The organism is Limnohabitans sp. MORI2, assembly GCF_027925025.1.
GTDB lineage: Bacteria > Pseudomonadota > Gammaproteobacteria > Burkholderiales > Burkholderiaceae_C > Limnohabitans.
Genome location: NZ_AP027058.1, coordinates 2,328,386 through 2,354,046, shown reverse-complemented (window position 1 = coordinate 2,354,046; position 25,661 = coordinate 2,328,386). Strand labels below are relative to the sequence as shown.

26 protein-coding genes and 1 pseudogene are annotated in these 25,661 nt (G+C 56.4%); 17 read left to right on the top strand and 10 right to left on the bottom strand.

The window, feature by feature from the left end; translation table 11 throughout:
- Positions 1 to 35 precede the first annotated feature (35 nt).
- Positions 36 to 488, bottom strand: coding sequence for an rRNA maturation RNase YbeY (gene ybeY, locus QMG27_RS11305; RefSeq protein ID WP_281811380.1), 453 nt, complete (start codon positions 486 to 488; stop codon positions 36 to 38).
- A 4-nt stretch (positions 489 to 492) separates the two neighbouring features.
- On the bottom strand, positions 493 to 1,452 hold the full coding sequence (locus QMG27_RS11300; RefSeq protein ID WP_281811379.1) for a PhoH family protein: 960 nt from the start codon (positions 1,450 to 1,452) through the stop codon (positions 493 to 495).
- A 40-nt stretch (positions 1,453 to 1,492) separates the two neighbouring features.
- Between QMG27_RS11300 and ruvA the strand changes: the two genes are divergently transcribed.
- Positions 1,493 to 2,065, top strand: coding sequence for a Holliday junction branch migration protein RuvA (gene ruvA, locus QMG27_RS11295; protein ID WP_281811377.1), 573 nt, complete (start codon positions 1,493 to 1,495; stop codon positions 2,063 to 2,065).
- Between the two features lie 3 nt (positions 2,066 to 2,068).
- A complete protein-coding gene (gene ruvB, locus QMG27_RS11290) occupies positions 2,069 to 3,130 on the top strand; it encodes a Holliday junction branch migration DNA helicase RuvB (RefSeq protein WP_281811375.1) in 1,062 nt (353 codons plus the stop codon).
- 6 nt (positions 3,131 to 3,136) lie between these two features.
- On the opposite strand, the gene QMG27_RS11285 is transcribed toward ruvB, so the two are convergent.
- Positions 3,137 to 3,811 (bottom strand): histidine phosphatase family protein, encoded by a 675-nt coding sequence (locus QMG27_RS11285; RefSeq protein WP_281811373.1) that lies wholly within the window; start codon positions 3,809 to 3,811, stop codon positions 3,137 to 3,139.
- Between the two features lie 80 nt (positions 3,812 to 3,891).
- Between QMG27_RS11285 and QMG27_RS11280 the strand changes: the two genes are divergently transcribed.
- From QMG27_RS11280 to QMG27_RS11260, 5 genes are read left to right on the top strand one after another with little or no spacing between them, the layout of a single operon-like run.
- A complete protein-coding gene (locus tag QMG27_RS11280; protein WP_281811371.1) occupies positions 3,892 to 4,578 on the top strand; it encodes a TetR/AcrR family transcriptional regulator in 687 nt (228 codons plus the stop codon).
- An 11-nt stretch (positions 4,579 to 4,589) separates the two neighbouring features.
- Entirely contained in the window at positions 4,590 to 6,386 is a 1,797-nt protein-coding gene (locus tag QMG27_RS11275) for an acyl-CoA dehydrogenase C-terminal domain-containing protein (RefSeq protein WP_281811369.1), read from the top strand.
- Positions 6,387 to 6,421: 35 nt separating this feature from the next.
- Positions 6,422 to 6,874 (top strand): DUF2147 domain-containing protein, encoded by a 453-nt coding sequence (locus tag QMG27_RS11270; protein WP_281811367.1) that lies wholly within the window; start codon positions 6,422 to 6,424, stop codon positions 6,872 to 6,874.
- A 12-nt stretch (positions 6,875 to 6,886) separates the two neighbouring features.
- Positions 6,887 to 7,651, top strand: a complete 765-nt coding sequence (locus QMG27_RS11265; protein WP_281811365.1) for an enoyl-CoA hydratase — start codon at positions 6,887 to 6,889, stop codon at positions 7,649 to 7,651.
- Positions 7,652 to 7,662: 11 nt separating this feature from the next.
- Positions 7,663 to 8,145, top strand: coding sequence for a thioesterase family protein (locus tag QMG27_RS11260; RefSeq protein ID WP_281811363.1), 483 nt, complete (start codon positions 7,663 to 7,665; stop codon positions 8,143 to 8,145).
- On the opposite strand, the gene QMG27_RS11255 is transcribed toward QMG27_RS11260, so the two are convergent.
- Entirely contained in the window at positions 8,142 to 8,552 is a 411-nt protein-coding gene (locus QMG27_RS11255; RefSeq protein ID WP_281811361.1) for an acyl-CoA thioesterase, read from the bottom strand. The genes QMG27_RS11260 and QMG27_RS11255 overlap by 4 nt on opposite strands.
- Positions 8,553 to 8,590: 38 nt before the next feature.
- Between QMG27_RS11255 and QMG27_RS11250 the strand changes: the two genes are divergently transcribed.
- Entirely contained in the window at positions 8,591 to 10,405 is a 1,815-nt protein-coding gene (locus QMG27_RS11250; protein WP_281814643.1) for an ABC transporter ATP-binding protein/permease, read from the top strand.
- A gap of 400 nt (positions 10,406 to 10,805) precedes the next feature.
- Here QMG27_RS11250 and metK read toward each other — a convergent pair whose 3' ends face one another.
- Positions 10,806 to 11,987 carry a methionine adenosyltransferase gene (gene metK, locus QMG27_RS11245; protein ID WP_281811359.1) on the bottom strand — a complete coding sequence of 394 codons (1,182 nt, stop codon included), beginning with the start codon at positions 11,985 to 11,987 and terminating at the stop codon, positions 10,806 to 10,808.
- Between the two features lie 195 nt (positions 11,988 to 12,182).
- Here metK and QMG27_RS11240 point away from each other — a divergent pair, with 195 nt between their 5' ends.
- Together QMG27_RS11240 and QMG27_RS11235 are read left to right on the top strand one after the other, a co-directional pair.
- Positions 12,183 to 13,049: a lysophospholipid acyltransferase family protein gene (locus tag QMG27_RS11240; RefSeq protein ID WP_281811357.1), complete on the top strand. Its 867-nt coding sequence runs from the start codon at positions 12,183 to 12,185 to the stop codon at positions 13,047 to 13,049.
- A 3-nt stretch (positions 13,050 to 13,052) separates the two neighbouring features.
- Positions 13,053 to 13,919: a lysophospholipid acyltransferase family protein gene (locus tag QMG27_RS11235; RefSeq protein ID WP_281811355.1), complete on the top strand. Its 867-nt coding sequence runs from the start codon at positions 13,053 to 13,055 to the stop codon at positions 13,917 to 13,919.
- 2 nt (positions 13,920 to 13,921) lie between these two features.
- Here QMG27_RS11235 and yihA read toward each other — a convergent pair whose 3' ends face one another.
- Positions 13,922 to 14,524 (bottom strand): ribosome biogenesis GTP-binding protein YihA/YsxC, encoded by a 603-nt coding sequence (yihA, locus tag QMG27_RS11230; RefSeq protein ID WP_281814639.1) that lies wholly within the window; start codon positions 14,522 to 14,524, stop codon positions 13,922 to 13,924.
- Positions 14,525 to 14,751: 227 nt separating this feature from the next.
- Here yihA and QMG27_RS11225 point away from each other — a divergent pair, with 227 nt between their 5' ends.
- From QMG27_RS11225 to QMG27_RS11215, 3 genes are all read left to right on the top strand, one after another.
- Positions 14,752 to 15,408 carry a c-type cytochrome gene (locus QMG27_RS11225; RefSeq protein WP_281811353.1) on the top strand — a complete coding sequence of 219 codons (657 nt, stop codon included), beginning with the start codon at positions 14,752 to 14,754 and terminating at the stop codon, positions 15,406 to 15,408.
- 149 nt (positions 15,409 to 15,557) lie between these two features.
- Positions 15,558 to 16,574, top strand: a complete 1,017-nt coding sequence (msrP, locus tag QMG27_RS11220; RefSeq protein WP_281811351.1) for a protein-methionine-sulfoxide reductase catalytic subunit MsrP — start codon at positions 15,558 to 15,560, stop codon at positions 16,572 to 16,574.
- Positions 16,575 to 16,587: 13 nt separating this feature from the next.
- Positions 16,588 to 17,205, top strand: coding sequence for a protein-methionine-sulfoxide reductase heme-binding subunit MsrQ (locus QMG27_RS11215; protein WP_281814636.1), 618 nt, complete (start codon positions 16,588 to 16,590; stop codon positions 17,203 to 17,205).
- Positions 17,206 to 17,446: 241 nt separating this feature from the next.
- Here the strand turns inward: QMG27_RS11215 and lysA are convergent, their stop codons facing one another.
- The 3 genes and pseudogenes from lysA to QMG27_RS11200 form a co-directional block, all read right to left on the bottom strand.
- Entirely contained in the window at positions 17,447 to 18,724 is a 1,278-nt protein-coding gene (gene lysA / locus QMG27_RS11210) for a diaminopimelate decarboxylase (RefSeq protein WP_281811349.1), read from the bottom strand.
- 18 nt (positions 18,725 to 18,742) lie between these two features.
- Entirely contained in the window at positions 18,743 to 18,898 is a 156-nt protein-coding gene (locus QMG27_RS11205) for a hypothetical protein (protein ID WP_281814711.1), read from the bottom strand.
- A pseudogene (locus tag QMG27_RS11200) lies at positions 18,899 to 19,012 on the bottom strand (lipoprotein); the annotation flags it as partial.
- Positions 19,013 to 19,025: 13 nt separating this feature from the next.
- Here QMG27_RS11200 and cyaY point away from each other — a divergent pair.
- On the top strand, positions 19,026 to 19,355 hold the full coding sequence (gene cyaY, locus QMG27_RS11195; protein WP_281814633.1) for an iron donor protein CyaY: 330 nt from the start codon (positions 19,026 to 19,028) through the stop codon (positions 19,353 to 19,355).
- A 41-nt stretch (positions 19,356 to 19,396) separates the two neighbouring features.
- Here the strand turns inward: cyaY and QMG27_RS11190 are convergent, their stop codons facing one another.
- Positions 19,397 to 21,772 carry a penicillin-binding protein 1A gene (locus QMG27_RS11190; RefSeq protein ID WP_281811347.1) on the bottom strand — a complete coding sequence of 792 codons (2,376 nt, stop codon included), beginning with the start codon at positions 21,770 to 21,772 and terminating at the stop codon, positions 19,397 to 19,399.
- A gap of 122 nt (positions 21,773 to 21,894) precedes the next feature.
- Between QMG27_RS11190 and pilM the strand changes: the two genes are divergently transcribed.
- From pilM to pilQ, 3 genes are all read left to right on the top strand, one after another.
- A complete protein-coding gene (gene pilM, locus QMG27_RS11185; protein WP_281811345.1) occupies positions 21,895 to 23,097 on the top strand; it encodes a pilus assembly protein PilM in 1,203 nt (400 codons plus the stop codon).
- Complete coding sequence (locus tag QMG27_RS11180) at positions 23,097 to 24,086, top strand: pilus assembly protein PilP (RefSeq protein WP_281811343.1); 990 nt, start codon at positions 23,097 to 23,099, stop codon at positions 24,084 to 24,086. Before pilM ends, QMG27_RS11180 begins: the two co-directional genes overlap by 1 nt.
- Before the next feature lie 98 nt (positions 24,087 to 24,184).
- Entirely contained in the window at positions 24,185 to 25,657 is a 1,473-nt protein-coding gene (pilQ, locus tag QMG27_RS11175) for a type IV pilus secretin PilQ (protein WP_348773620.1), read from the top strand.
- Positions 25,658 to 25,661 lie beyond the last annotated feature (4 nt).

Genomic DNA, 25,661 nt, shown 5'->3' with positions numbered 1-25,661 from the left:
ACGCTGCACCGTTCCGGCTGCGTGCGCGTCCTGCATCAATACGGGCAAGGCAGCCCTAGTTCGGCCATGATGAGCATTTCTAGGGTCTCCATCTCAATGGCGTCTTTGTCAGAGGTCTCGTGGTCGTAGCCCTGCGCATGCAAGGTGCCGTGAATCAGCAGATGCGCGTAGTGTGCTTGCAGCGACTTGCCTTGCTCTTTGGCCTCAGCCGCCACCACAGGGGCGCACAGCACGAGGTCGGCCATCACCATCGGGGCTTGGGCGTAGTCAAACGTCAGCACATTGGTGGCGTAATTTTTTTTGCGGTAGCTGCTGTTGAGTGCTTGGCCTTCTTCGGCATCCACAATGCGCACCGTCATCTCGGCATCGTGGGCCAAGGCGTGGCGAATGCAGCGGTTCACAAATGCGCGGGGCAGAGCGGCTTTGTGGCGGGCGGCGTAGGGGATGTCGCCAAATTGCAGGGTGAGGTCTAAGTTGGGCAGGGCCATGTTTTTAAGCTTGTTTGCGTGAAGGAGCGCCGCTCGTTGCGCTGCGCTGTGCGTCGTACGCATCGACGATGCGCGCCACAAGCGGATGACGCACCACGTCTGCGCTGGTAAAGCGGGTGGTGGAAATGCCTTTGACGCGTTTCAACACGCGCTCTGCGTCAATCAAGCCACTGAGCTGGCCCTTGGGCAAGTCAATCTGGCTCACATCACCCGTGACCACCGCTTTGGCACCAAAGCCAATGCGGGTGAGGAACATTTTCATTTGCTCGGGCGTGGTGTTTTGTGCTTCGTCCAAGATCACAAACGCGTTGTTGAGGGTGCGCCCACGCATGAAGGCCAGTGGTGCAATCTCAATCGCGTTGCGCTCAAAGGCTTTTTGCACGCGGTCAAACCCCATCAGGTCGTACAACGCGTCGTACAGGGGGCGCAAATAGGGGTCTACTTTTTGGCCTAAGTCGCCGGGCAAGAAGCCGAGCTTTTCGCCCGCTTCCACCGCAGGGCGTGTGAGCACAATGCGTTGCACCGCGCTGCGTTCCAGTGCATCCACCGCACAGGCCACGGCCAAATAGGTTTTGCCTGTGCCCGCAGGGCCAATGCCAAAGCTGATGTCGTGCGCGGCAATGTTGTCGAGGTAAGCCGCTTGCGTGGGCGTGCGTGGGCGCAGGTCGGTGCGGCGGGTTTGTAGCGTGGGAATGTCTTCTTCCTCCATGCCGCTGTCGCCTGCCAGCATGAGCTGCACTTGCTCGGGCGGAATGGCCTTGGCTGCACGTTCGTAGAGCGCTTGCAGCACTTCGAGCGCACGGGTGGCTTTGGCTTTGTGGCCGTCCACTTTGAACTGCTCATGACGATGGGCGATTTTCACGTCCAAGGCAAGTTCGATGGTGCGCAAGTGTTCATCGGTAGGGCCGCACAAATGCGACAAGCGCGTGTTGTTGTGCGGGGTAAAGGTGTGGCGAAGAATCAAGTCGATAATCTCTCAAAAGGTCCCCAATGATAGGCAAGATGTGATTGGCAAATTAACCGGCATCCTCAGCGAGAAAAATCCACCTCAAGTATTGGTGGACTGCAATGGCGTGGGCTACGAGGTCGATGTGCCCATGACCACGTTTTACAACCTGCCCGCCACGGGGGAAAAGGTGTCTTTGCTCACCCATTTTGTTGTGCGTGAGGATGCCCAAATTTTGTACGGCTTTGGCACGGCGGCGGAACGCGCCTCGTTTCGCCAGCTCATCAAAATTTCAGGCGTGGGCCCGCGCACAGCGCTGGGTATTTTGAGTGGCCTAAGCGCGGACGAACTGGCTCGCGCGGTGTCCGACCAAGACGTGACGCGCTTGACCAAGGTGCCGGGCATTGGCAAAAAAACCGCCGAGCGTTTGTTGCTCGAACTCAAAGGCAAACTGGGCGCTGACCTAGGGCCCAGCGCAGCGGCGAGTACGGGCAACCAGAGCGACATCTTGCAAGCCTTGCTGGCCTTGGGCTACAACGACAAAGAGGCCGCTGCCGCACTCAAGGCTTTGCCAGCCGATGTGGGCGTGAGCGAGGGCATCAAGCTAGCGCTGAAAAGTTTGGCGAAATAAACCATGAGCATCCAGACCGACGACTTTGGTGAGTTCACCCCCGCGCCTCGCGTGGTGTCTGCTGCACCCATGTCTTCCAACGAGGAAGCCATTGAACGCGCCTTGCGCCCCAAGCTGCTGCAAGAGTATGTGGGCCAGCCCAAGGTGCGCGAGCAGTTGGAAATTTTCATTGGCGCGGCCAAAAAACGCAGCGAAGCGTTAGACCATGTGCTGCTGTTTGGTCCGCCCGGTTTGGGCAAGACCACGCTGAGTCACATCATTGCGCAAGAGCTGGGTGTGAACCTGCGTTCCACCAGCGGTCCTGTGCTCGAAAAGCCCAAAGACTTGGCAGCGCTGCTCACGGGCTTGGAAAAAAACGATGTGCTCTTCATCGACGAGATTCACCGTTTGTCGCCTGTGGTGGAAGAAATTTTGTACCCCGCGCTCGAGGACTACCAAATCGACATCATGATTGGTGAGGGGCCTGCCGCCCGCAGCATCAAGCTCGACTTGCAGCCCTTCACCTTGGTGGGCGCCACCACGCGCGCAGGCATGTTGACCAACCCACTGCGCGACCGCTTTGGCATTGTGTCGCGCTTGGAGTTTTACAGCGCCGAAGATTTGCTGCGCATCGTCATGCGCAGCGCGGGCTTGCTCGACACGCCGATTGACGAAGCAGGTGGTTTTGAGATCGCCCGCCGCTCACGTGGCACACCGCGCATTGCGAACCGTTTGCTGCGCCGTGTGCGCGATTACGCCGACGTCAAAGGCACGGGCCGCATCACGCAAGAGATGGCGCAAAAAGCATTGGCCATGTTGGACGTCGACCCGCAAGGTTTTGACCTGATGGACCGCAAGCTGCTCGAAGCCGTGATTCACCGATTCGACGGCGGCCCAGTGGGCCTTGACAACATCGCCGCCAGCATTGGCGAAGAGCGCGACACGATTGAAGACGTGATCGAGCCGTACCTGATTCAGCAAGGTTTCTTGCAGCGCACACCACGTGGTCGCACGGCCACCTTGGCGGCGTACCGCCACATGGGTGTGACGCCGCCCAAGTCGGCCTCTGACCTGTTTAACGAATAAAGCAGCTCAAGTGGTGCTCTCGTCACGCGGGGCGCCATGGGTCTCGTCAAAGTGAGACACATCGCCCCAACCGACCAAGCTCAAGCCTTGAGGCGTCCACAACAAGCGGTTGATGGCCGCATTGCCTAGATGCCAAGTGCGTGGTGCTTCGACCGATTGGTTGGTTGCCAAACGGTACAACGCATCCATCACGCCACCATGAGCGACCAACACAATTTGTGCCCCCATGTGTTGACTGGCTAGGCTGTCCACACACTGGCGGATGCGCTCGCGCAAGGCGGTGAGTGATTCGCCGCCTTTGGGTGCCCAGTGCGGGTCGCGACCTCGCCAAAGTCGACACTCTTCGGGATGTTGGGTTTCAATTTCCGCCCAAGTTTTGCCTTGCAAGTGTCCAAAGTGACGCTCTCGCAACAGCAGATGCGGTGTGACTTGCAAGGGCGTGGGCGTGTGTGCCATCAAGCGTGCGGGGGCGGTGGCGATGGCTTGCGCGGTTTCAAATGCACGTCGCAAATCGCTGCTGTAAATGGCTTGAATCGGCTCTTGCGCCAATGCATGGCCCACGCGTTCGGCTTGCCATCGACCGGTTTCATTCAGGTCGATGTTGAGGTGGCCTTGAATGCGTGTATCCACATTCCACAGGGTTTCCCCGTGGCGTATGGCGAGAATTCTGGTGGCTTGCATAGGGGTTTAGTTTAAAGATTCAAAAATCATGCAAAATAGCACGACCGTTCTTTTTCTGGTTTTTGTTTTTGACACGACGCATGACCTCTCCTCGCAAACCCACCGCATCAGAAGCCAAGGCCTTACAAAAAGGGCAGCAGACCAAAGCCGCGATTGTGGATGCAGCTTTGGGCTTGGCCACCCAAATTGGCTTAGAGGGCTTGAGCATAGGTGCCCTGGCTGAAGTCGCTCGCATGAGCAAATCGGGGGTGTTTGCTCATTTTGGCTCGCGTGAAGAGCTGCAATTGTCGGTGGTGCGCGAGTACCACACGCGTTTTGAAGCGGAAGTATTTTTCCCAATTTTGGAGGCAGAGCGAGGCTTGCCTCGCTTGCGACAACTGTTTGCCAATTGGACCAAGCGAACGTCTGCAGAAATTGACTCCGGCTGTTTGTACATCAGCGGTGCCGCTGAGTTTGACGACCGTCCTGGGCCTGTGCGTGATGCGTTGGCAGGCATGGTCAAAACATGGTTAACGGCAGTACACCGCACCGTGGTGCAAGCGCGTGAGGAGGGCCATTTGGCAGCTGACATGGATGCTGAGCAAATGGTGTTTGAGCTACACGGCCTCATCTTGGCGTTGCAATACGAAGCACGGTTTTTGCGTTCGTCCAAGTCGTTGGCGCGCACTCACAAAGGTTTTGAAAACATCTTGCAGCGCTATGGCGCAAAAGATGTGGCATCCAACATTCAAACAAGCGCTAAGCGCAACACCTCATCCAAAAAATAAGGAGACCCACCATGCCCAGCTACACCCCACCTCTGCGCGATATGCAATTTGTGTTGCACGAAGTGCTGCACGTCACCGATGACTTGAAACAAATGCCCAAGCATGCCGATATCGATACCGACACGATTGCGGCGGTGTTGGAAGAGGGCGGTAAGTTTGCGTCTGAGGTGATCTTCCCGCTCAACCAAGTGGGCGATCAGCAAGGCTGCGTGCTCAACCGCGACACGCACGAAGTCAAAACGCCAGATGGTTTCAAAGCAGCGTATGACCAATACGTGCAAGGTGGCTGGCCCGCTTTGAGCGCTGACCCCGACTACGGCGGTCAAGGTTTGCCTGTGGTGGTGAACCAGTGTTTTTACGAAATGCTCAACAGCGCCAACCAAGCGTGGACCATGTACCCAGGCCTCACGCACGGCGCATACGAGGCCTTGCACGCACACGGCACAGACGCACAAAAAGCGCTGTACTTGCCCAAGCTCACCAGCGGTGAGTGGACCGGCACCATGTGCTTGACCGAGCCGCATTGCGGCACAGACTTAGGTCTGTTGCGCACCAAGGCAGAGCCACAAGCCGATGGCACATACCGCATCACCGGCAACAAAATTTTCATCAGCGCCGGTGAACACGACATGGTGAGCAACATCGTGCATTTGGTGTTGGCACGTTTGCCTGATGCGCCTCCCGGTAGCAAAGGCATCAGCTTGTTTGTGGTGCCCAAGTTTCACGTCAACGCCGATGGCAGCTTGGGTGAGCGCAACGGCATTTATTGCGGCGGCTTAGAACACAAGATGGGTATCCACGGAAATGCCACCTGCCAAATGGTGTTAGACGGTGCCGTGGGTACGATGGTGGGTCAACCCAACAAAGGCCTGGCCGCGATGTTTGTGATGATGAATGCCGCGCGCGTGGGTGTGGGTATGCAATCGCTGGGCTTGACTGAAGTGGCGTATCAAAACGCTTTGGCTTATGCCAAAGACCGTATCCAATCGCGCAGCTTGACGGGGGTGAAAGAACCCAGCAAACCCGCAGACAGCATCTTGGTGCACCCAGATGTGCGCAAGATGCTGCTCACTGCACGTGCCTATGCTGAGGGTGGTCGTGCGCTGGCTTTGCACTGCGCCATGTTGATTGACCGTGAGTTGAGTCATCCCGATGAGGCGGTGCGTGCCGAGTCTGCTGAGCAAGTGGCTTTGCTCACTCCGATTGTCAAAGCCTTCATCACGGATAACGCGTGGACAGCCACCTCGTCGTGCATGCAAGTGTTTGGTGGGCATGGCTTCATTCGCGAGTGGGGCATGGAGCAATACGTGCGCGATGCTCGCATCAATATGATTTATGAAGGCACCAACACCATTCAAAGTTTGGACTTGTTGGGCCGCAAGGTCTTGGGCAACCAAGGCGCATCGCTCAAGAAGTTTGGCAGGCTCATTGCCGCGTTGGTAGAGGAGGCGCAGGGTGATGAAGACATGGCCGAGTTCATCAACCCACTGGCCAAGCTGGGCCAGCAAATGACGCAGTTCACAGGTGAGATTGGCTACAAAGCCCTAGAAAACGCCGATGAGGTGGGCGCAGCCGCAGTGGACTACTTACGCGTGGCCGGTCACTTGGTGTTTGGTTATTTTTGGGCGCGCATGGCGCATGTGGCCTTGCAAAAAATTGCGGAGGGCAACCGCGATCCGTTTTACCAAGCCAAGTTACAAACCGCGCGCTTTTACTTTGCCAAGCTGTTCCCAGAAACAGCCTCGCTCATGCTCACGGCGCGTGCGGGCTCGGGTGTGCTCATGGAGACAGAAGCGGTGTTTGCCTGAGTTGTTTCAAACTTTGAATGGAGTAAATTCAAACCATGATCCAAATTAACTTTTCAAGATGCGTGGCTGCAGCGAGTTTCTTACTGGCCAGCTGTAGCTTTGCGCAAATGACCCCCGTGGGCACTTGGCACACGATTGACGATAAAACTGGCGAGGCCAAAGCCGAGATTCAAATCGTTGACAACGGTGGTGTGCTCAATGGCCGTGTGGTCAAGTCGTTGCGCAACGACCCCAATGCCAAGAAAACTTGCGACGACTGCAAAGACGATCGCAAAGGCAAAGACATCATCGGCATGGAAATCATCCGTGGCGTGAAGCCTGATGCCTCTGGTGAAAATTTGTGGGCCAACGGTGGGAAAATTTTGGACCCAGAAAACGGCAAGGAATACACCGTGAAAATGGTGCCGCTGGAGGGCGGTAAAAAACTGCAAGTGCGCGGCTATATCGGTCCTTTCTTTCGCACACAAACTTGGCTGCGCGCCCAATAAACAAGGACTCTCATGAGCGAAATTCTGAGCCACATCGATTCGGGTGTGATGACCCTGACATTCAATCGCGTTGACAAGAAAAATTCACTGACAGCGGCGATGTACACCGCACTAGCCGATGCGGTTGAACAAGCCGAACGCAACCCAGATGTGCGCGTGTTGGTGTTTCAGGGCGCAGAAACGGTGTTTTGCGCTGGGAACGACATTGCAGACTTTTTGAATAACCCACCATCTACGCAAGATGCGCCGGTGTTCCGTTTGCTCAAAAACGTGGCTGCGTTTCCTAAACCCATGTTGGCGTCCGTGGCAGGCCCTGCTGTAGGCATTGGCACCACGCTGCTGTTTCATTGCGACTTGGTTTACGCCGGTGACAACGCTGTGTTTGCCATGCCGTTTGTCAATCTGGGTATTTGCCCAGAGGCTGCGTCTAGTTTGCTGGCGCCACAAATGATGGGCTACCACCGTGCGGCAGAGGCTTTGCTGTTGGGCGAGCCTTTCATGGCTGAAGCCGCGCTGGAGGTGGGGTTGGTCAACCGTGTGTTGCCCCCCACGGAAGTCAACAGCTACGCTCAAGCGCAAGCCCGCAAGCTGGCAGCGAAGCCACTGACATCGCTCTTAGAAACCAAGCGCTTGATGAAAATGGGACAAACCCAGTTGGTGCAACAGCAAATGAATGCTGAGGCTGTCTCATTTGGCCGCATGTTGAAAGAGCCTGCTGCCAAAGAGGCGTTTGGCGCGTTCATGGAAAAGCGCAAACCAGATTTTTCAAAATTGTGAGCGCTGTGGATATGACACCACCCATGGCAAGCCCTGTTGTTTTTGAGCCTGAGTACCTCGAAGGCTTTCGTGAAATCTACGAAGAGAAGATTGTCTTCAACCAAACACTAGGGTTGAAATTGGTGAGCGTCACACCTGATGAAGTGGTGGCTCGCATTGAGATGCGCCCAGAGTTGGTGGGGCACTACGCGTACAACCGCATTCATGGAGGCGTCATCAGTGCGGTGCTGGACGCGATTGGCAGTGCTGCCGTCATGGCGTGTTTGGCAGCGAAGCACATGAAGGAGTCTCCGTCCGAGCGTTTGGAGCGTTTTGCCAAACTCGGCACGATCGATTTGCGGGTGGATTATTTGCGTCCCGGAATTGGCGAATACTTCACCGTGCATGCTCACGCTTTGCGTGTAGGCACGCGTGTGGGTACATCGCGCATGGAATTTCGCGGGCCCGATGGGATGTTGATGTCCACGGGCACAGGCGCGTACATCGTTTCTTAGTCTTTGGGGATGACGCGCGGCTTGCCGTCTTTGTCGATGGCCACATAGGTGAGGGTGGCTTGCGTCACCTTGATGTACTGGCCTTGCTCATTCCAACGTTCGGCAAATACCTCCACACTCACCGTGATGGAGGTGTTGCCCAACTTCACCACGCGTGAGAAAAAGCTCAAGATATCGCCCACGCGCACGGGCTGCTTGAAGATGAACTCATTCACCGCCACGGTGGCAAAACGCCCGCGTGCATGACGTGCAGGCAACACAGCCCCTGCCAAGTCCACCTGCGCCATCACCCAGCCGCCAAAAATATCGCCATTGGCATTGCAGTCGGCGGGCATGGGGATAACCTTTAAAACCAACTCTTGGTCTGTGGGGAGATGTTCGGCGTGAGGGCGAGGTGTGTGAGACATGGGCACAATCGATGAGTTATTTATTGGCATTGTGCAACATGCGTCATCACGGTCATTCTTCGATTCCCTTGCCCGACGGGCAAACCCATCACCAGCGCGCTGACAGCGACACACTCAAACGCCTCTTTCCCTATTTGTGGCAATACAAGTGGCGCGTGTTCGCCGCTTTGGCATTCATGGTCGGTGCCAAGCTGGCTAATGTGGGCGTGCCCTTGCTGCTCAAAGAGTTGATCGACGCCATGTCGTTCAAACCGAACGATCCCGCCGCGCTCATCGTGGTGCCCGTGTCGTTGTTGGTGGTGTACGGCGTGCTGCGTTTGTCGGTGTCGGCCTTCACCGAGTTGCGTGAGTTGGTGTTTGCCAAAGCCACGCAAGGCGCGGCACGGCAAATTGCGTTGGAAACGTTTCAGCATTTGCATGGTTTGAGTTTGCGTTTCCACTTGGAGCGTCAAACCGGCGGCATGACGCGCGACATTGAGCGCGGCGTGCGCGGCATTGAGTCGCTGATTTCGTATTCGCTCTACAGCGTCGTGCCCACGCTCATTGAGGTGGCCTTGGTGCTGAGCATCTTGGCGGTGAAGTTTGATGTGTGGTTTGCAGGCATCACCGTGCTGGCGCTGGCGCTGTACATTGTCTTCACCGTCAAGGTGACCGAGTGGCGCACGCAGTACCGCCGCCAAGCCAATGAGTTTGACTCGGCTGCCCACACCAAAGCGGTGGATTCGTTGCTCAACTATGAAACGGTCAAGTACTTCAACAACGAAGCCTTTGAGGCGGCGCGTTACGACAAAAGCCTAGAGGCCCTGCGCCGCGCGCGTTTGAAAGCGCAAACGTCCTTATCGCTGCTCAACACAGGGCAGCAACTCATCATCGCCGTGGCTTTAGTGGCCATGCTGTGGCGCGCCACGCAAGGTGTGGTGGATGGCCGCATGACTTTGGGTGACTTGGTCATGATCAATGCTTTCATGATTCAGCTCTACATCCCGCTCAACTTCTTGGGTGTGCTTTACCGCGAGATCAAACAAAGCCTGACCGACCTCGATCGCATGTTCACCTTGATGGAAAAAGAACGCGAAGTGGCCGACGACGCAGGCGCCAAAGACTTGGCCTTGCAAGGCTCGCCGCATGTACGTTTTGACAACGTGGTGTTTGCCTACGAAGCCACGCGCCCGATTTTGCAAAGCGTGAGCTTTGACATTCCTGCAGGCAAAACCGTGGCGGTGGTGGGCGCGTCGGGCTCGGGTAAGTCGACGCTGGCGCGTTTGCTGTTTCGCTTTTACGACGTGGGCGCAGGTGCCATCACCATCGACGGCCAAGACATTCGCTGCGTCACGCAACTGAGCGTGCGCCGCGCCATTGGCATCGTGCCGCAAGACACCGTCCTGTTTAACGACACGGTGCGCTACAACATCGCCTATGGCCGACCTGAGGCCACGCCCGAAGAAGTGGAGCAAGCCGCCAAGGCCGCGCATATTCACGACTTCATCGCAGCTACGCCCAAGGGTTACGACACCATGGTGGGCGAGCGCGGCTTGAAACTCTCTGGCGGTGAAAAGCAACGCGTGGCCATTGCTCGCACCTTGCTGAAGAACCCGCCGATTTTGATTTTTGATGAGGCCACTTCAGCACTCGACAGTGCCAACGAACGAGCCATTCAAGCCGAACTGCAAAGCGCCGCGCACAACAAAACCACGCTGGTGATTGCGCACCGCCTCTCGACCGTGGTGGATGCCCACGAAATTTTGGTGATGGAAGCGGGGCGCATTGTGGAGCGTGGCACGCATACGGTGTTGCTGGCTATGAATGGCAAGTATGCGCAGATGTGGGCGTTGCAGCAGTCTGCTGAGGTTTGATTTTTGCTCGCTGGTTGGTTGCTTTGACGTTGCAGCGAAGCTTGGGTGGCGAACCCCAAACGGCTTACATCGCTTCGCGACGAATGGCGCCTTATTGGGGTACGCCACCCAAGCTTCTTTGAGCGAACGATGCTGAAATGAAAACCTTTCGCGCCTGAAACATTCCGAACCACCAAATGCGAGTTGGGGTAGGCAGATGCGGCGCCATTCGTCGCGAAGCGATGTAAGCCGCGTCTGCTTACCCCAACTCGCATCTTCGAGGAACCCAAAAAAAAGGCTTCTCGTAAAAACGAGAAGCCCCTTGCTTGGGTGAGTCAGTATTTTGGTCTTCGCTCACATCGCTAAGCGATATGAGCTTCGCCCGCGTACTGACAAGCTGCGCACGATGTGCGCAGTGGCCTTACAGGCCAGCTGCAGCTTTGAGAGCTGCAGCCTTGTCGGTACGCTCCCAAGTGAATTCAGGCTCTTCACGACCAAAGTGGCCATAAGCCGCTGTCTTGCTGTAGATAGGACGTAGCAAGTCGAGCATTTGAATGATGCCTTTGGGGCGCAAGTCAAAGTGCTCAGCCACCAGTGCTGACAACTTGTCATCAGAGATCACGCCAGTGCCTGCCGTGTTCACGGTAATGTTCATGGGGCGTGCCACGCCAATGGCGTAAGCCACTTGCACTTGGCATTGCTTGGCCAAGCCAGCGGCCACGATGTTTTTAGCCACGTAGCGTGCAGCGTAAGCGGCAGAGCGGTCCACCTTGGATGGGTCTTTGCCAGAGAACGCGCCACCGCCGTGAGGGCATGCGCCACCGTAGGTGTCAACAATGATCTTGCGGCCAGTCAAACCGCAATCGCCTTGTGGGCCGCCGATGACGAAACGGCCTGTGGGGTTGATCAAATACTTGGTGTCTTGCAACCACTCTTTGGGCAACACGGGCTTGATGATCTCTTCGATGATGGCTTCATTGAAGCTGGCCTTCATCTTGGTGGCTGACTCGCTTTGGTCTGGGCTGTGTTGGGTAGACAACACCACGGTGTCAATGCTGTGAGGCTTGCCGTCGACGTAGCGCATGGTCACTTGGCTCTTGGCATCGGGGCGCAGGAAAGGCAAGCGGCCATCTTTGCGCAACTGGGCTTGGCGCTCGACCAAACGGTGTGCGTAGTAAATAGGAGCGGGCATCAGCTCAGGCGTTTCGCTGCACGCGTAGCCAAACATCAGGCCTTGGTCGCCCGCGCCGATGTTGAGGTGGTCGTCTGACGCGTGGTCCACGCCTTGGGCGATGTCGTTGGATTGCTTGTCGTAGCACACCATGACGGCGCAACCTTTGTAGTCGATGCCGTAGTCGGTGTTGTCGTAGCCGATGCGCTTGATGGTGTCGCGTGCGACTTGGATGTAGTCGACGTGTGCGTTGGTGGTGATCTCGCCAGCCAACACAACCAAACCAGTGTTGGTCAGTGTTTCGGCGGCCACGCGTGAACGTGGGTCTTGTTCAAAGATCGCGTCCAAAATCGCATCAGAAATTTGGTCAGCCACTTTGTCTGGGTGGCCTTCTGAGACGGATTCAGAGGTAAAGAGGAAGTCGTTAGACATGAAAAAAGCTCCTTGTTTTCAATGGGTTTATCGGCGTTGCCGACCCTGAAAACTTGGAGCCTAGCGAACGCTTTAGCAGAGTGGCCTTGATCGCTCATAGCCTGCACACCGAAGTGTGTCGTCGCCCTGCAAGTAGTTCTTTAACTCGGCGACAATCAAGATTCTAGTGGATTTATCAAAGTCATCAAAAAGTTCATGTCGGCCACCACGCGCATCTTTCATTTCCTAGCTCGCTTGCCTCTGCCTTTGATGCAGCGACTAGGCGCTGTGCTCGGGTGGCTGGTGTGGTGGCTGTCGCCCAGCTATCGCCGAAACTTCCATGCGAATGTGCAAGCGGCAGGTGTGGCTTGGCACGAGGCTCGCCCTGCGGTGGCGGCCATCGGTCGCATGGTGGCCGAGTTGCCTTGGGTGTGGATGCGTCCGCACACGGCCACGCTCGATGGTTTGGTGAAGTGGGATGGCGCGGAGCATTTTGAATCTGCCATGCAAGCAGGCAAAGGCGTCATCATCATGTCGCCGCACATCGGCGCGTGGGAGATTGGCGCGCAAGCCATTGCTGAAAAATTTGGCCCCACCTATGGCCCCATGATTGCCCTGTTTCGCCCTGCGCGCAAAGCTTGGTTAGAGCCGTTGGTGGCCAATGCCCGCACCCGCCCTTATTTAGATTCAGCACCCACTTCATTGGCAGGCGTGCGCACGCTCATTCGCGCTTTGCGCAATGGCGGCTACACGGCTATCTTGCCGGACCAAGTGCCACCTCTTGGGCAAGGTGTGTGGGCGCCATTTTTCGGTCGCGATGTCTACACCATGACCTTGCTTGCCAAGCTGGCGCAACAAACGGGTGCGCAAGTCATCATGACGTGGTGCGAGCGTTTACCAACGGGGCAGGGCTTTTGCATGCACATGCGCCCCTTTGAAGCGCCTGAGATGAAAGACGCGACGGTATCACCCGAGGTGGCCGCTGCCGCTGTGAACCGTGGTGTGGAGCGCATGGTCTTAGATGCGCCAGGTCAATACCTGTGGGGCTATGCCCGCGACAAACAACCGCGTGCAGAAGGCTAAGCCATGTTTACTAAGTTTGGCTTATTGTTTTTGCGCGCTTTGAGCTATTTGCCCTTGTCATGGTTGCGAGCATTGGGTGCAGGTTTAGGTGCTGTGCTGATGGTGGTGATTCCATCTCGTCGCCGCGTGGTGCAAGCCAATTTGCGCGTGTGCTTTGCGCATTTGAGTGAGGCCGAGCGCGATGTGTTGACCCGCCAAACCTTTGTGTATTTTGCGCAAGCGTGGCTGGATCGCAGCTGGTTGTGGCACCGCAGTGCAGCCTGTATCCAAGCGCGTGTGCAGCTGTCGGGTGAGGTGGCCGCTTTGTCTGAGGCTACGCCAACCGTGTTGTTTGCACCGCATTTCATGGGGCTAGATGTGGGATGGACGGCGCTCACCATGAGCCTACCTTTGAACTTCACCACCATCTTCACACCGCAGTCCAATGCGGCGGTCGATGCGTGGGTGGCCGAGGGGCGTCAACGTTTTGGGCAGGTGCGTTTGTTCAGGCGTGAGGACGGCGTTAAGCCCATCGTCAGTGCGCTACGTCAAAACGAATTGTTGTATTTGCTGCCCGACATGAATTTTGGCCCGAGCGAGTCGATCTTTGTGCCGTTTTATGGTGAGCAAGCGGCGACAGTGCCCTCGCTCTCGCGCTTTGCCAAATTGGGCCGTGCCCGCGTGATGCCTGTGATCACGCGCATGACGTCCACAGGCTATGAGGTGGTCGTTCACCCTGCGTGGACAGATTTCCCGACCGACGATGCCGAGGCGGACACTGCCGCCATGAACCAACGCTTAGAGGTATTCATCAACGCCATGCCAGCGCAGTACTTCTGGGTGCACAAGCGCTTTAAGACTCGGCTGCCAGGCGCGCCCAGCATCTACTGAGCTTAGGGATGCATCCATTGGTACAAGGTGCTGGCTACTTCATCCACACCTTGTTTTTTCAACGCTGAGAACAAACGCACTTCACCGCCACCGGCTTGCAGCTTGGTGATTTGCAGTGCTTTGTTGGCTTCGGCGCGGTTGAGTTTGTCAGCCTTGGTGAGCAGCACCAAAAATTTCAAACCTTCTTCCACGCGTGGGCGAATCACGTCCAACAAAATTTCGTCCAGTTCTGTCAGGCCATGACGTGGGTCACACATCAGCACCACCGCACGCAAATTGGGGCGTGTGAGCAGATAGTTGGCCATCACCTGTTGCCAGCGAATCTTGTCTTGCTTGGGCACAGCGGCGTAGCCGTAGCCAGGTAAGTCGGCTAGCACGGCATCGGTTTTGCCTTGGCGCCCCATGGCGAACAAGTTGATGTGTTGGGTGCGACCTGGGGTTTTGGAGGCGAATGCCAAGCGCTTTTGCTGGGTCAGCACGTTGATGCAGGTCGATTTACCTGCGTTAGAACGACCCACAAAGGCAATTTCAGGCAAGTCGTAGGTGGGTAGGTGGTGCAATTGCGCGGCGGTGGTCAAAAACCGGGCGGTGTGCAACCAGCCCATGGCGTATTTGGCTTGGTCTTTGGGGTTGAGTAGCTCAAAAGCAGCTTTGGCTGCGGCGCGATCTGCATCGCGCTGGGCCTCAAATTCAGCGTTCAAGACCGCGATTTCAGGCACCTCGGGCGTGTCATTCGGGGCTGGGGTGTCGTGTGGGTCTGGCTGGTTCATACGGCATTGTAGAATCTCTGCAGTTTTTCGACGTCTTTGAGACCCTTAACCAAAGAACATATATGAAGTTGATTGCCTCCTTGTTGATCGCCGCCGCATTGGTGGCCCCCGCCCTTTCTCATGCCAACGAGCCAGCAGCGCCTGCTGCCAAGGCCGATTTGGCCAAAGGTGAAGCCACTTACAACGCCATTTGTGCAGCTTGTCATGGCGCCGATGGCAACTCAGGTTCGCCTGCGTACCCCAAGCTGGCTCAGCAGCACCCCGATTACTTGGTCAAGCAATTGCAAGAATTCAAATCAGGCAAGCGCGCCAACGCCATCATGATGGGCATGGCTGCTGGTTTGTCTGACGCCGACATGAAGAATGTGGCTGCTTGGGTGGGTTCTAAAACATCGGCTGCCAACTTCGCCAAAGAAAAAGACTTGGTGGTTTTGGGTGAGCGCATCTACCGCGGTGGCGTGGCTGAGCGTCAAATCGCTGCTTGCGCAGGTTGCCACAACCCAACAGGTGCTGGTATTCCCGCTCAATACCCACGTTTGGCAGGTCAACATGCGGACTACACCGTGGCTCAACTGAACGCATTCCGCGAAAACGGCACCAGCAAAGGATCTGCCCAAGCGGTGGGCCGTGGCAACAGCGTGCAAATGAGTGGCGTGGCTGCAAAGTTGAATGACCGCGAAATCAAAGCAGTGGCCGACTACATCGCAGGCCTGCGTTAATTCAACGTTTTCAAATGCACTTAAAAAAGCTGGCCTTGTGCCAGCTTTTTTGTTTTCAGATGCAAGGTCTTTCTAGGCTTGCTGTGTGTCGCCATGCACTTTGACCCACAATGCGATAAGCTTTTGTTTCGGGGAGAGTTCGCGTGCGCTTGAATCAATTTTCAAAAAATGCTGACACAGGTTTTGTGCATGGCTTGGGCAGTGAGATCACACCGCAAACGGTGTACGCCCAACGCCGCGACTGGCTCAAGCAAGTCGCCGCTGGCGCAGCAGGCCTCTCGATGGCGGCATGGGCCTCTCGTGAAGCTCTGGCTCAAGCGTCCAGTGCAGCGGTGGTGCGTGCGGGCAAGTTGGCCCCTTTGACGGGGGCGGTGAGCCGAGTGAGTGGTGCCAACACCATGGAAAAAATCACCGCCTATACCGACGCCACCAGCTACAACAATTTCTATGAATTTGGCACCGACAAGTCAGATCCCGCCAAATACGCGCACACTTTGCAAACCTCGCCGTGGACGGTCGAGATCGAAGGTCTTGTTAAAAAATCTGGTCGCTTCGACCTCGATACCTTGCTCAAACTCAGCCCGATGGAAGAGCGCATTTACCGCCTGCGTTGCGTCGAAGGTTGGTCGATGGTGATCCCTTGGGTTGGGTATTCGCTCGCTGAACTCATCAAGCGCGTCGAACCTTTGGGCAGTGCCAAGTATGTGGAGTTCATCACCCAAGCTGACCCCAAGACCATGCCCGGTGTGCGCTCTCACGTGCTGGATTGGCCTTACGTGGAAGGCTTGCGCATGGACGAAGCCATGCATCCACTCACGCTGTTGAGCTTTGGCATGTATGGCGAAGTCTTGCCCAATCAAAACGGCGCGCCTGTGCGTTTGGTGGTGCCATGGAAATACGGTTTCAAAAGCGCCAAGAGCTTGGTGAAGATTCGCTTTGTTGAAAAACAACCCATCAATTCATGGGGCCGCTCAGCGCCGCAAGAGTATGGGTTCTATTCCAACGTGAACCCGAACGTGAACCATCCGCGCTGGAGCCAAGCCACCGAGCGCCGCATTGGCGAAGACGGCTTGTTTGCTAAAAAGCGCAAGACCTTGATGTTCAACGGCTACGAGGCGCAAGTGGGGCAGCTGTATGCGGGCATGGATTTGAGCAAGCTGTATTGATGTGAATCTCGTCTTGCGCCAAGCCTTGCAACACCGCAGCACAAAGTCTGTGCTGTGGTTGTTGTGTCTCATGCCTTTCACATGGTTGGTATGGGGAGCTGCCAACGATGCGTTGGGCGCCAATCCCGCCGAATACCTGATTCGCGCCACAGGCGACTGGACGCTGCGTTTGCTCTGCGTCACCTTGGCAGTCACGCCCCTGCGTGTGATGTTCGGTTTGCCCGAACTTGCCAAGCTTCGGCGTATGTTGGGGCTGTTCACCTACTTCTATGTGGTGCTGCATGTGTTGAGCTACAGCGGGTTTGATATGGGTTTTGAGTGGCGCGATGTGTTGGCCGACATCACCAAGCGCCCGTTTATCTTGGTGGGGTTCAGTGCGTTTGTGCTTCTTACGCCCCTGGCTTTGACTTCGTTCAATCGAGCCATTCGCTGGTTAGGTGCCAAGCGTTGGCAGAGCTTGCATCGCTTGGTCTACGGCGTCGCCGTGTTGGCTGTGTTGCACTTTTTTTGGATGCGGGCGGGGAAGAGTAACTTTGCGGAGGTCTTTGTTTATGCCTCTGTCTTGAGTGTGCTGTTACTGTATCGGTTGCGTGGTGTTGCTGGTTCTTGGGTGTCTGACTTCACTCGCTGATGCGGCTACGGGTGAGAGTGCGCAAACAGGTTGCGATTCCACCTTTGGTTAGCCTGAATCCGAAGCCTCGGCGAGCAGTCAGCGCCTGACTTGGCGACATTCGTCGCGCAGCGATGGGAGCCATGGCAGGTGCTGGCTGCTCGTCGTGGCGGAGCGAAAGAGCCAACACGAAAACACACCAGCAGCAAAAGAAAAAGCGAGCCACATAAGGACTCGCTTCGAAAGTGATGAAAAGAAAGAATCAGCGAACCAAAGCTTCACAAGCCATCTGATCTTCCACCGTCTCACGACGACGAATCACATGTGCCTTTGTGCCATCCACCAAAATCTCAGCCGCACGACCACGCGTGTTGTAGTTGCTAGACATCGCCATGCAATACGCACCGGTCGACAACACGGCCAGCAAGTCACCTGCTTGCACGGTGAGCTGACGGTCACGGCCCAGCCAGTCGCCGCTCTCACACACGGGGCCCACCACGTCATACGTCACCGCTTCGCCTGTGCGCGCCGACACTGGCACGATTTGGTGGAAGGCTTCGTACATTGCGGGGCGAGGCAAATCGTTCATCGCAGCATCGACGATGCAAAAGTTCTTTTGCTCGCCAGGTTTGATGTACTGCACCTCGGTCAAGCACACACCCGCGTTGCCCACGAGTGAGCGACCGGGTTCAATCATCAGCTGGCGCTGGCCGTAGCCGCGCGCGTCGAGTTTGGCCAACAGTTGTGCCCACAGTTCATCTGCAGCGGGCGGTGTGTCGCCGTTGTAGTTGATGCCTAGGCCGCCGCCAAAGTCGATGTGGTGAATGGCAATGCCTGCTGCTTCAATGGCATCGACCAAATCCAACACGCGGTCCATCGCGTCGAGGTAAGGTGTGCTCTCTGTGATTTGCGAGCCGATGTGGCAATCGATGCCCGTCACTTGCAAGCCGGGCAGACTGGCGGCACGTTGGTACGTGGCCAAAGCACGTTCATGCGCCACGCCAAACTTGTTGCCTTTGAGGCCGGTGGAAATGTAGGGGTGGGTTTTGGCGTCGACGTTGGGGTTGACGCGAATGCTCACGGGCGCACGCTTGCCCATGCTGTGGGCCACATCGCTCAACACTTCGAGCTCGGCTTCGCTCTCCACATTGAAGCAGGCAATGCCCACTTCCAAGGCTTTGCGCATTTCGGCGCGTGTTTTGCCTACGCCAGAAAAGATCACTTTGGAGGCGTCGCCTCCGGCTGCGATGACGCGGTCAAGCTCACCGCCAGAGACGATGTCAAAGCCGCAACCCGCTTGCGCAAACACTTGCAACACAGCGAGGGATGAGTTGGCCTTCATGGCGTAGCAAATGCGGGCATTGCGGCCTGCAAAGCCGCGTTGGTACGCTGCGAGCGCGCTGAGCATCGCGGCTTTGGAATACACAAACAAAGGCGTACCGTGGGCGTGTGCAAGGTCGGCGAGTTTGACGCCTTCCAAATACAAATCGTTGTGTTGGGTGGCCACAAAAGGCGCACCGGCAAGCGTGGTGTGTGTCATCTGATGGCTCTTAGAAAATTAACGACCCGCCGCAGAGGCTGCACTGGCAGGTGGCGTTGTGTTGGATGGTGCGGATGCAGGGGGCTTGGCAGGTGTTGCCGTGTTGCCCGGTAATTGACGGCGCACAATCTCAGGCAGGGTTGCACGCTGTCTGAACTCGGGGTCGTTGGGCATGTAAAGGTTTCCCTTTTGGCCACACGCGGTGAGGGCGGCACATGCACACAATGCAGAGGCCACAACAACGCGTAGGCCTTTGCCCGTGACTAGAATCTTTTGTTCAATACCCATGGCGCAAATTGTAATGACCGATCTCGAATTCTTAGACCGCGCAGAACTTCTGCTCAAAGCCGTTGAATTGGCTTGTGACCGCATCAACGATGAGGGCGATGCCGACATCGATAACCAGCGTGTGGGCGGCATGATCACGCTCACATTTGAGAACAAGAGCCAAATCATCATCAATTTGCAAAAGCCCTTACACGAGGTGTGGTTGGCGGCGCGTTCGGGTGGTTACCACTTCAAGTTTGACGGGCAACATTGGGCGGATACCAAAGGTCAAGGCGAGTTCTTTGAGCGCCTCAGTCAAGATGCCAGCACACAGACGGGACAGGCGTTGCTTTTTCAAGCGTAAGTTGATGGCACGCATGAAAAAGGGCGCCGAAGCGCCCTTTTTTAGTTTTTGAACAAATCGAGAATCTTTTTCTTCTCGTCGTTCGCTGGCAGCGGTTCGTTGCTGTTGCTAGATCGGCTCTCCATGCCTAGGCTGCTCACGCCACCGCCTTTGCTGAACTCGGTATACGCCCAGTCGCCACCCTCGTGGGTCAGACCAGCGGGCGGTGTCAGCTCTGCCACAGGCACATTTTGCAAAGCGTGTTGCATATAGCTGATCCACACAGGCAGGCTCAAACCACCACCGGTTTCACGGTCGCCCAGTTTGCGTGGCGTGTCGTAACCAATCCATGTGACGGCGGTTAGGGTGGGGTGGTAGCCCGCGAACCAAGCATCCATCGAATCGTTGGTGGTGCCTGTTTTACCGAAGATGTCGTTGCGCTTCAAGGTGGCTTGCGCGCGTGCGGCTGTACCTGAGCGTGTGACTTCTTGCAGCAAGCTGGTCATCACAAAGGCATTGCGTGCATCGATGGCACGGGCTGATTCATCCAAGGGGGGCGGTGTGAATTCAGACAACACCTTGCCCATTTGGTCGGTCACCTTGGTGATGAGATAGGGGTTCACACGGTAGCCGCCGTTGGCAAACACCGAATAGCCAGCGGCCATTTGCATTGGCGTGACCGAGCCAGCACCCAAGGCCATGGTCAGGTAGGGCGGGTGTTTTTCGGCGTCAAAGCCAAACTGGGCAATCCAGTCCTGTGCGTTTTGGGCACCCACCGATTGCAGCACGCGAATCGAAATCATGTTTTTCGATTTGGCCAAGCCTTTGCGCAAAGTCATAGGGCCTTCAAACGTGCCGTCGTAGTTTTTGGGTTCCCATGGCTGACCGCCAGTCACGCTGGCATCAAAGAACAAGGGCGCATCGTTCACCACGGTCATGGGCGTGAAGCCTTTTTCCAATGCGGCTGAATAAATGAAAGGCTTGAAGCTCGAACCCGGTTGACGCCACGCTTGGGTCACATGGTTGAATTTGTTTTTGTTGAAATCAAAGCCGCCCACCAGCGCGTGAATGGCGCCGTCGCGTGGGTCGATGGACACAAACGCGCCTTCCACTTCTGGCAGTTGGGTAATTTCCCAGCCGCCTTTGGCAGTCTTGGTGATGCGCACCAGGGCGCCCGGACGCAGCTTGATGTTGGGCGCGGCTTTGTCAGACAAGCCCGATTGCACAGGCTGCAAACCTTCACCTGTGATTTCGAGTACTTCGCTGTTTTGGCGCATCACGCGCACTTTCTTAGGGGTGGCTTCCAACACCACAGCTGCCAGCAAGTCGCCCTTATCGCCTTGCTCAATCAGAGCGTCGTCAATCGCGTCTTCCAGCTCAGCAGGCTTGGAGGGTAAGTTGATGAAGCGTTCAGGGCCACGGTAGTGTTGGCGACGCTCGTAGTCCATGATGCCACGACGCAGCGCAAAGTAGGCCGCTTGTTGGTCGCTGGCGCGAATGGTGGTGTACACGTTCAAGCCGCGTGTGTAGATTTCGGGACCGTACTGCGCAAACATCAGCTGACGAGCCATTTCTGCCACATAGTCAGCGTGCGTGTTAAAGCTGCTGGTCGCGCTTCGAATCTTCAGTTCTTCTTGTTTAGCGGCTGTGGCTTGCTCGGCCGTGATGAAGCCGTTTTCTTCCATGCGCTCAATGATGTAGAGCTGACGTGCGCGTGCGCGTTTGGGGTTGGCAATCGGGTTGTAGGCCGATGGCGCTTTAGGCAGACCCGCCAACATGGCTGCTTCGGCGATGCTGATGTTTTTCAAGGGTTTGCCAAAGTAGGCCTCAGACGCAGCTGCAAAGCCGTAAGCGCGGTTGCCCAAATAAATTTGATTCAGATAAATTTCAAAAATCTGATCTTTGGTGAGCATGTGCTCGAGCTTGCTGGTCAGCAAGATTTCATAAATCTTGCGCGTGAATGTTTTCTCAGAGGACAGGTACACGTTACGCGCCACCTGCATGGTGATGGTTGATGCGCCTTGGCTCTTGGCGCGGCCTAAGTTGGCCAAGCCTGCACGCATGAGGCCGATGTAGTCAACACCGCTGTGTTGGTAAAAGCGTGCGTCTTCAATGGCCAGCACCGCGTCTTTCATCACCTTGGGGATGTCCTTGAACGGTGTGAGGTTGCGCTTCTCTTCACCGAACTCCCCAATCTGCGTGCCCTCGACCGAGTAAACGCGCATTGAGAGCTTGGGGCGATAGTCGGCTAGGTCTGAGACGTCCGGCAATTGTGGATAAGCCATGGCCAAGGCCACCGCCACCAACAAGCCCACGACCGTGGCCAGAGCGGCCCCAATGCCAAAGGTCCAGAGCAAGACATGACTCAGCAAAGAGCGGGGCGCAGCGGGTTCTGCGGTGTGTTCTTTCGAACCTTCAGGGGTGTGGTTTGTCGCCATAAGTGAGAAGGATTATAAAAACACGCTTTCATCACAAAAGTCTCGAGTCAAACACCTCCGCAAGCGCCTGTCAACGGGTTGAAATTCAAAGCATCTAGGCCATTTGCAAAAGGATATGTCTCATGCGTTGGACTTCATGGCTACCCCGCTCACGCCCGCGCCGCTTCAGCGTGTTGGGTTTAGATGTGGGGCCAGATGCTTGTAGTTTGGTCGTGCTCAGCGGCTCGCCAAGCCAGCCTGATGGGGTGTGTTGCGCAGAGCGTTTAGAGCTTCCAGACGGGTTGGTCACTGACGGCGAGGTGTTGCAGTCGGTGGTGTTGGGCCAGTGGTTGCGCGCTTATTTAGAGGCAGGGGACTACCAGCCCGAGTTGGCCTATTTGAGTTTGGACAGTGCTTGCGTGTCTAACCACTTGGTGAGTTTGACTGCAGGTTTGTCACCAGACGATGTGGCGTTTCAGTTGCAAGCCGATGTGCAATCGGTCTTGCCCGATCACGCGCCTGAGATGTGCATCGATTACAGCTTGGACACAGAAGCCTCGCCTGCGGGCGAGCAGCGCTATTTGGTGCAAGCTGCGCCACGCTTGCGTGTGGAGGCTTTGCAGCGCGTGGCGCACCATGCAGGGTTGAAAGCAGCAGTGGTGGAGCCCCGCCACGATGCCGCACAACGGACGGAACAAAGTCATGCTTTGGTGGGGCACTTGCCCCAAGCCAGTGCGGCGTTGGCATTGCAGTGTGACGAAGCGTTTGGCTTGGCCTTGCGTGCTTGGCACGATGAGGGCACTAATTTTTTGCCTCATCGCGAAAACACGCAGCATGTGTTGCGCCGAGCCTGGTTGTTGGGGGTGGCGGTGTGCGCCATGGGTGGTGCATTTTTGGCGGCTGGCTTTGCCATCGTCATGACGTCTGCCGCTGACAACAAACAGCCGTCGATGACAGATGTGAGGGTTTCCGCGCGCGCCTTTGAGGACGCACAAAAAGCGCACATGCAGGCCAAAGCACAGCAAGACCGCTACGCAGAGCAGGTGAGGTGGCTCAAGGCTCGCCAAGAGTTGCAATCTCAAAGTTTGCAATGGAGCCGTGTGCTCAGCCATGCGGCGCATGGCGTGTGGGTGGCCAGCGTTAAACAACAAGGCACACGTTGGACGGTGCAAGGTGAAGCCTTGTCGTCTAAGCATGCACAGCAATTGGTGCAGCAACTCAAAGTGCTTGATATTTGGGCGCGAGCCCCAGAGTTGCCGCAGTTACAAGTCATACCTGCGCTGTCGACCACGGGTCTGCCTGTCTGGCAATTTCGCATCGAAGCTGATTTGAAAGTGGGGGTGTGATGAAAGGTTTGAATATCGCTCTTGCACAGTTGGATTTGCGCCAACCTTGGCGCTGGCCTCGTGCGTATCAATACGCTTTGTTTGTCGGTGCGGGTGTTTTGGGGGCGCTGCTGCTCACCCCGTGGTGGCTACATAGCTGGCAGTCTTGGGATGACGCGAGCCAGGCCAAGGCTGATTTGGTGGCGCAACAAGCTTCTACGCAAGCGTTGCGCGCACAGACTGCACAGCTGTTGCAAACGTCCAGTCAGCCGCAAATCGCCTTTGTCGACCCATCCACGCTGAGTCACTTGGCGCAACAGCAGGGCTTGCAGTTTTCCCATGTCGGTTTAGACAAACCGCAACACAGTCCAGCAATGGCGGCCTTACACATGCAGCAATTGCCGGTGCACCTGAATGTGCAGGGCTCGTGGGAGGGTTGGCTCAATTGGTTGTCCCAGTGGCCCATATCGGCGCCTGGTGTGACCGTGTCTTCGCTTGAACTCAAGGCGGACCCGCGAGGTGGCATTTCTGCGCAAGTGTTGGCAGTTGCGCCGCAGTCAACTGCAGCGGACGCTGCGTTTGAACTCTCGAGTGTGAATTTAGATGATTTGGCTTCTAACGACCCGTTCAATGCACAAACGTGGACGAACGCCCAACGCACCCACGCCGAGCAGCACCCCAGTTATGCCCGCTTGGTTGCGCCTGAGTTGCTCAGGCCTCGTGACTTACTGGAAACCTTTTCACGCGATCGTCTGCAGTATGTGGGGCAAATTGCATCAAGGGGTGAGGTGGAGGCCTTGGTGAAAGTGCTGCCACCTACAGGGGTTAAAAAAGAGGTGCCCATGATGAGCGTGCATCGCGTGCGTGTGGGGCAACACTTGGGTCAGGACTTTGGCAAAGTGCTGGCGATTGAACCCGATCACTTGGTTGTGCAAGAACTGGCGCTGAACCCTTCGGGTGAATGGCACACCCGTGAGGTGCGTTTGCCATTGCATGAGGCTGCGCCATGAGCAGTAGGTTGGTGCGTGGGCTGTTGATGCTTTCTCAGCATATGACGGCAACGTGTCGTGGCCTTGTGTGTATTTGTCTTTGGTTGTTAAGTGTGGTCATGTCGCCACTAAGTAGCCAAGAAATCAAGCCCGCCTACACCGGTGCGCCCATGTCGATGAATTTTCAAAACATCGAAGTGCGCACCGCCTTGCAAATCGTTGCCGATTTCACTGGGCTCAACATCATCACGTCTGACAGTGTCACGGGTTCGCTGACTCTCAAACTACACAAAGTGCCATGGGATCAAGTGCTGGACATCATGGCGCAAGCCAAGGGCTTGAGCGTGCGCAGGCAGGGCAATGTCATTTGGGTGGCTCCGCGTGCCGAAGTGGCGGCGCGAGAAAAGCTGGAATATGAAAGCAAACTCGCTGCGCAAAACCTAGAGCCCATGCAAACGCGAGGCTTCGCGCTCAACTACGCCAAGGCGGTGGATGTGCTCACACAAATTCAAGGCGGCACAGTGTTGCCTGCGATGCCCATGGTGGGTGGCTATGGTGCAGGAGCTGGCGCTTACGGTGGTTTGGGTGGTTTCGGTAGTGCAGGCCTAGGCTACGCCTCGCCAGCAAGCACCGCACCCTTCAGCCTGTCTTCGATGGGCGGTGGCTCACGCATTCTCAGCATACGCGGCAGCGCCATGGCCGAGTCGCGTACCAACCAACTCTTTGTCACCGACATTGCCGAGCGCCTTGACCAAGTGGCGCAGATGATTGCCAAGATCGACATCCCTTTGCGCCAAGTGATGATCGAAGCGCGCATCGTGCAAGCCAGCGACACATTTGGCCAAACCCTGGGTGTGCGCTTGGGCGGCATGGGGCAGGGTGGCTCGCAAACCGTGTGGGGGCCGACCAATACCAACGTCATCGCCAATGCCAACCCCACGGCACAGCAAGGCACCAGCTTCAACATCGCCGACAAAGCGCTGGACACCTCCGGCAGCTTCGTCAACTTGCCTGCGGCCAGTCTGAACGGTTTTGCATCCGCCAGTTTTGCGGTGTCCATCTTCAACTCAGCCAAAAACCGTTTTCTGAATCTTGAGTTATCGGCATTAGAGGCCGATGGCAAAGGCAAGGTGGTCTCTAGTCCCCGCGTGGTTACAGCCGACCAAGCCAAGGCCGTGATTGAGCAAGGCACAGAGCTTCCGTACCAAGTGGCGGCAGCCAGCGGTGCATCCACCTTGGCGTTTCGCAAGGCCAATCTCAAGCTCGAAGTCACACCGCAAATCACGCCCGAGGGCGGCATCGTGTTGGACCTTGATATTTCCAAAGACAACGTGGGCCAAATCACCCCCGCCGGTTTTGCCATCGACACCAAGCACGTCAAGACCCAAGTCCTGGTGGAAAACGGCGGCACGGTCATGATCGGTGGCATTTACGAGACCAGCGAGCAAGAGGACGAGTACAAAGTGCCGCTCTTGGGCGACATCCCTGTGCTGGGCTATTTGTTCAAAAACCGCCGCACCGCCCAAGCCAAGCAAGAGTTGCTGGTCTTCATAACGCCTAAAATGCTTGATCACAGTGCCGTTGCACGTTAAGAAA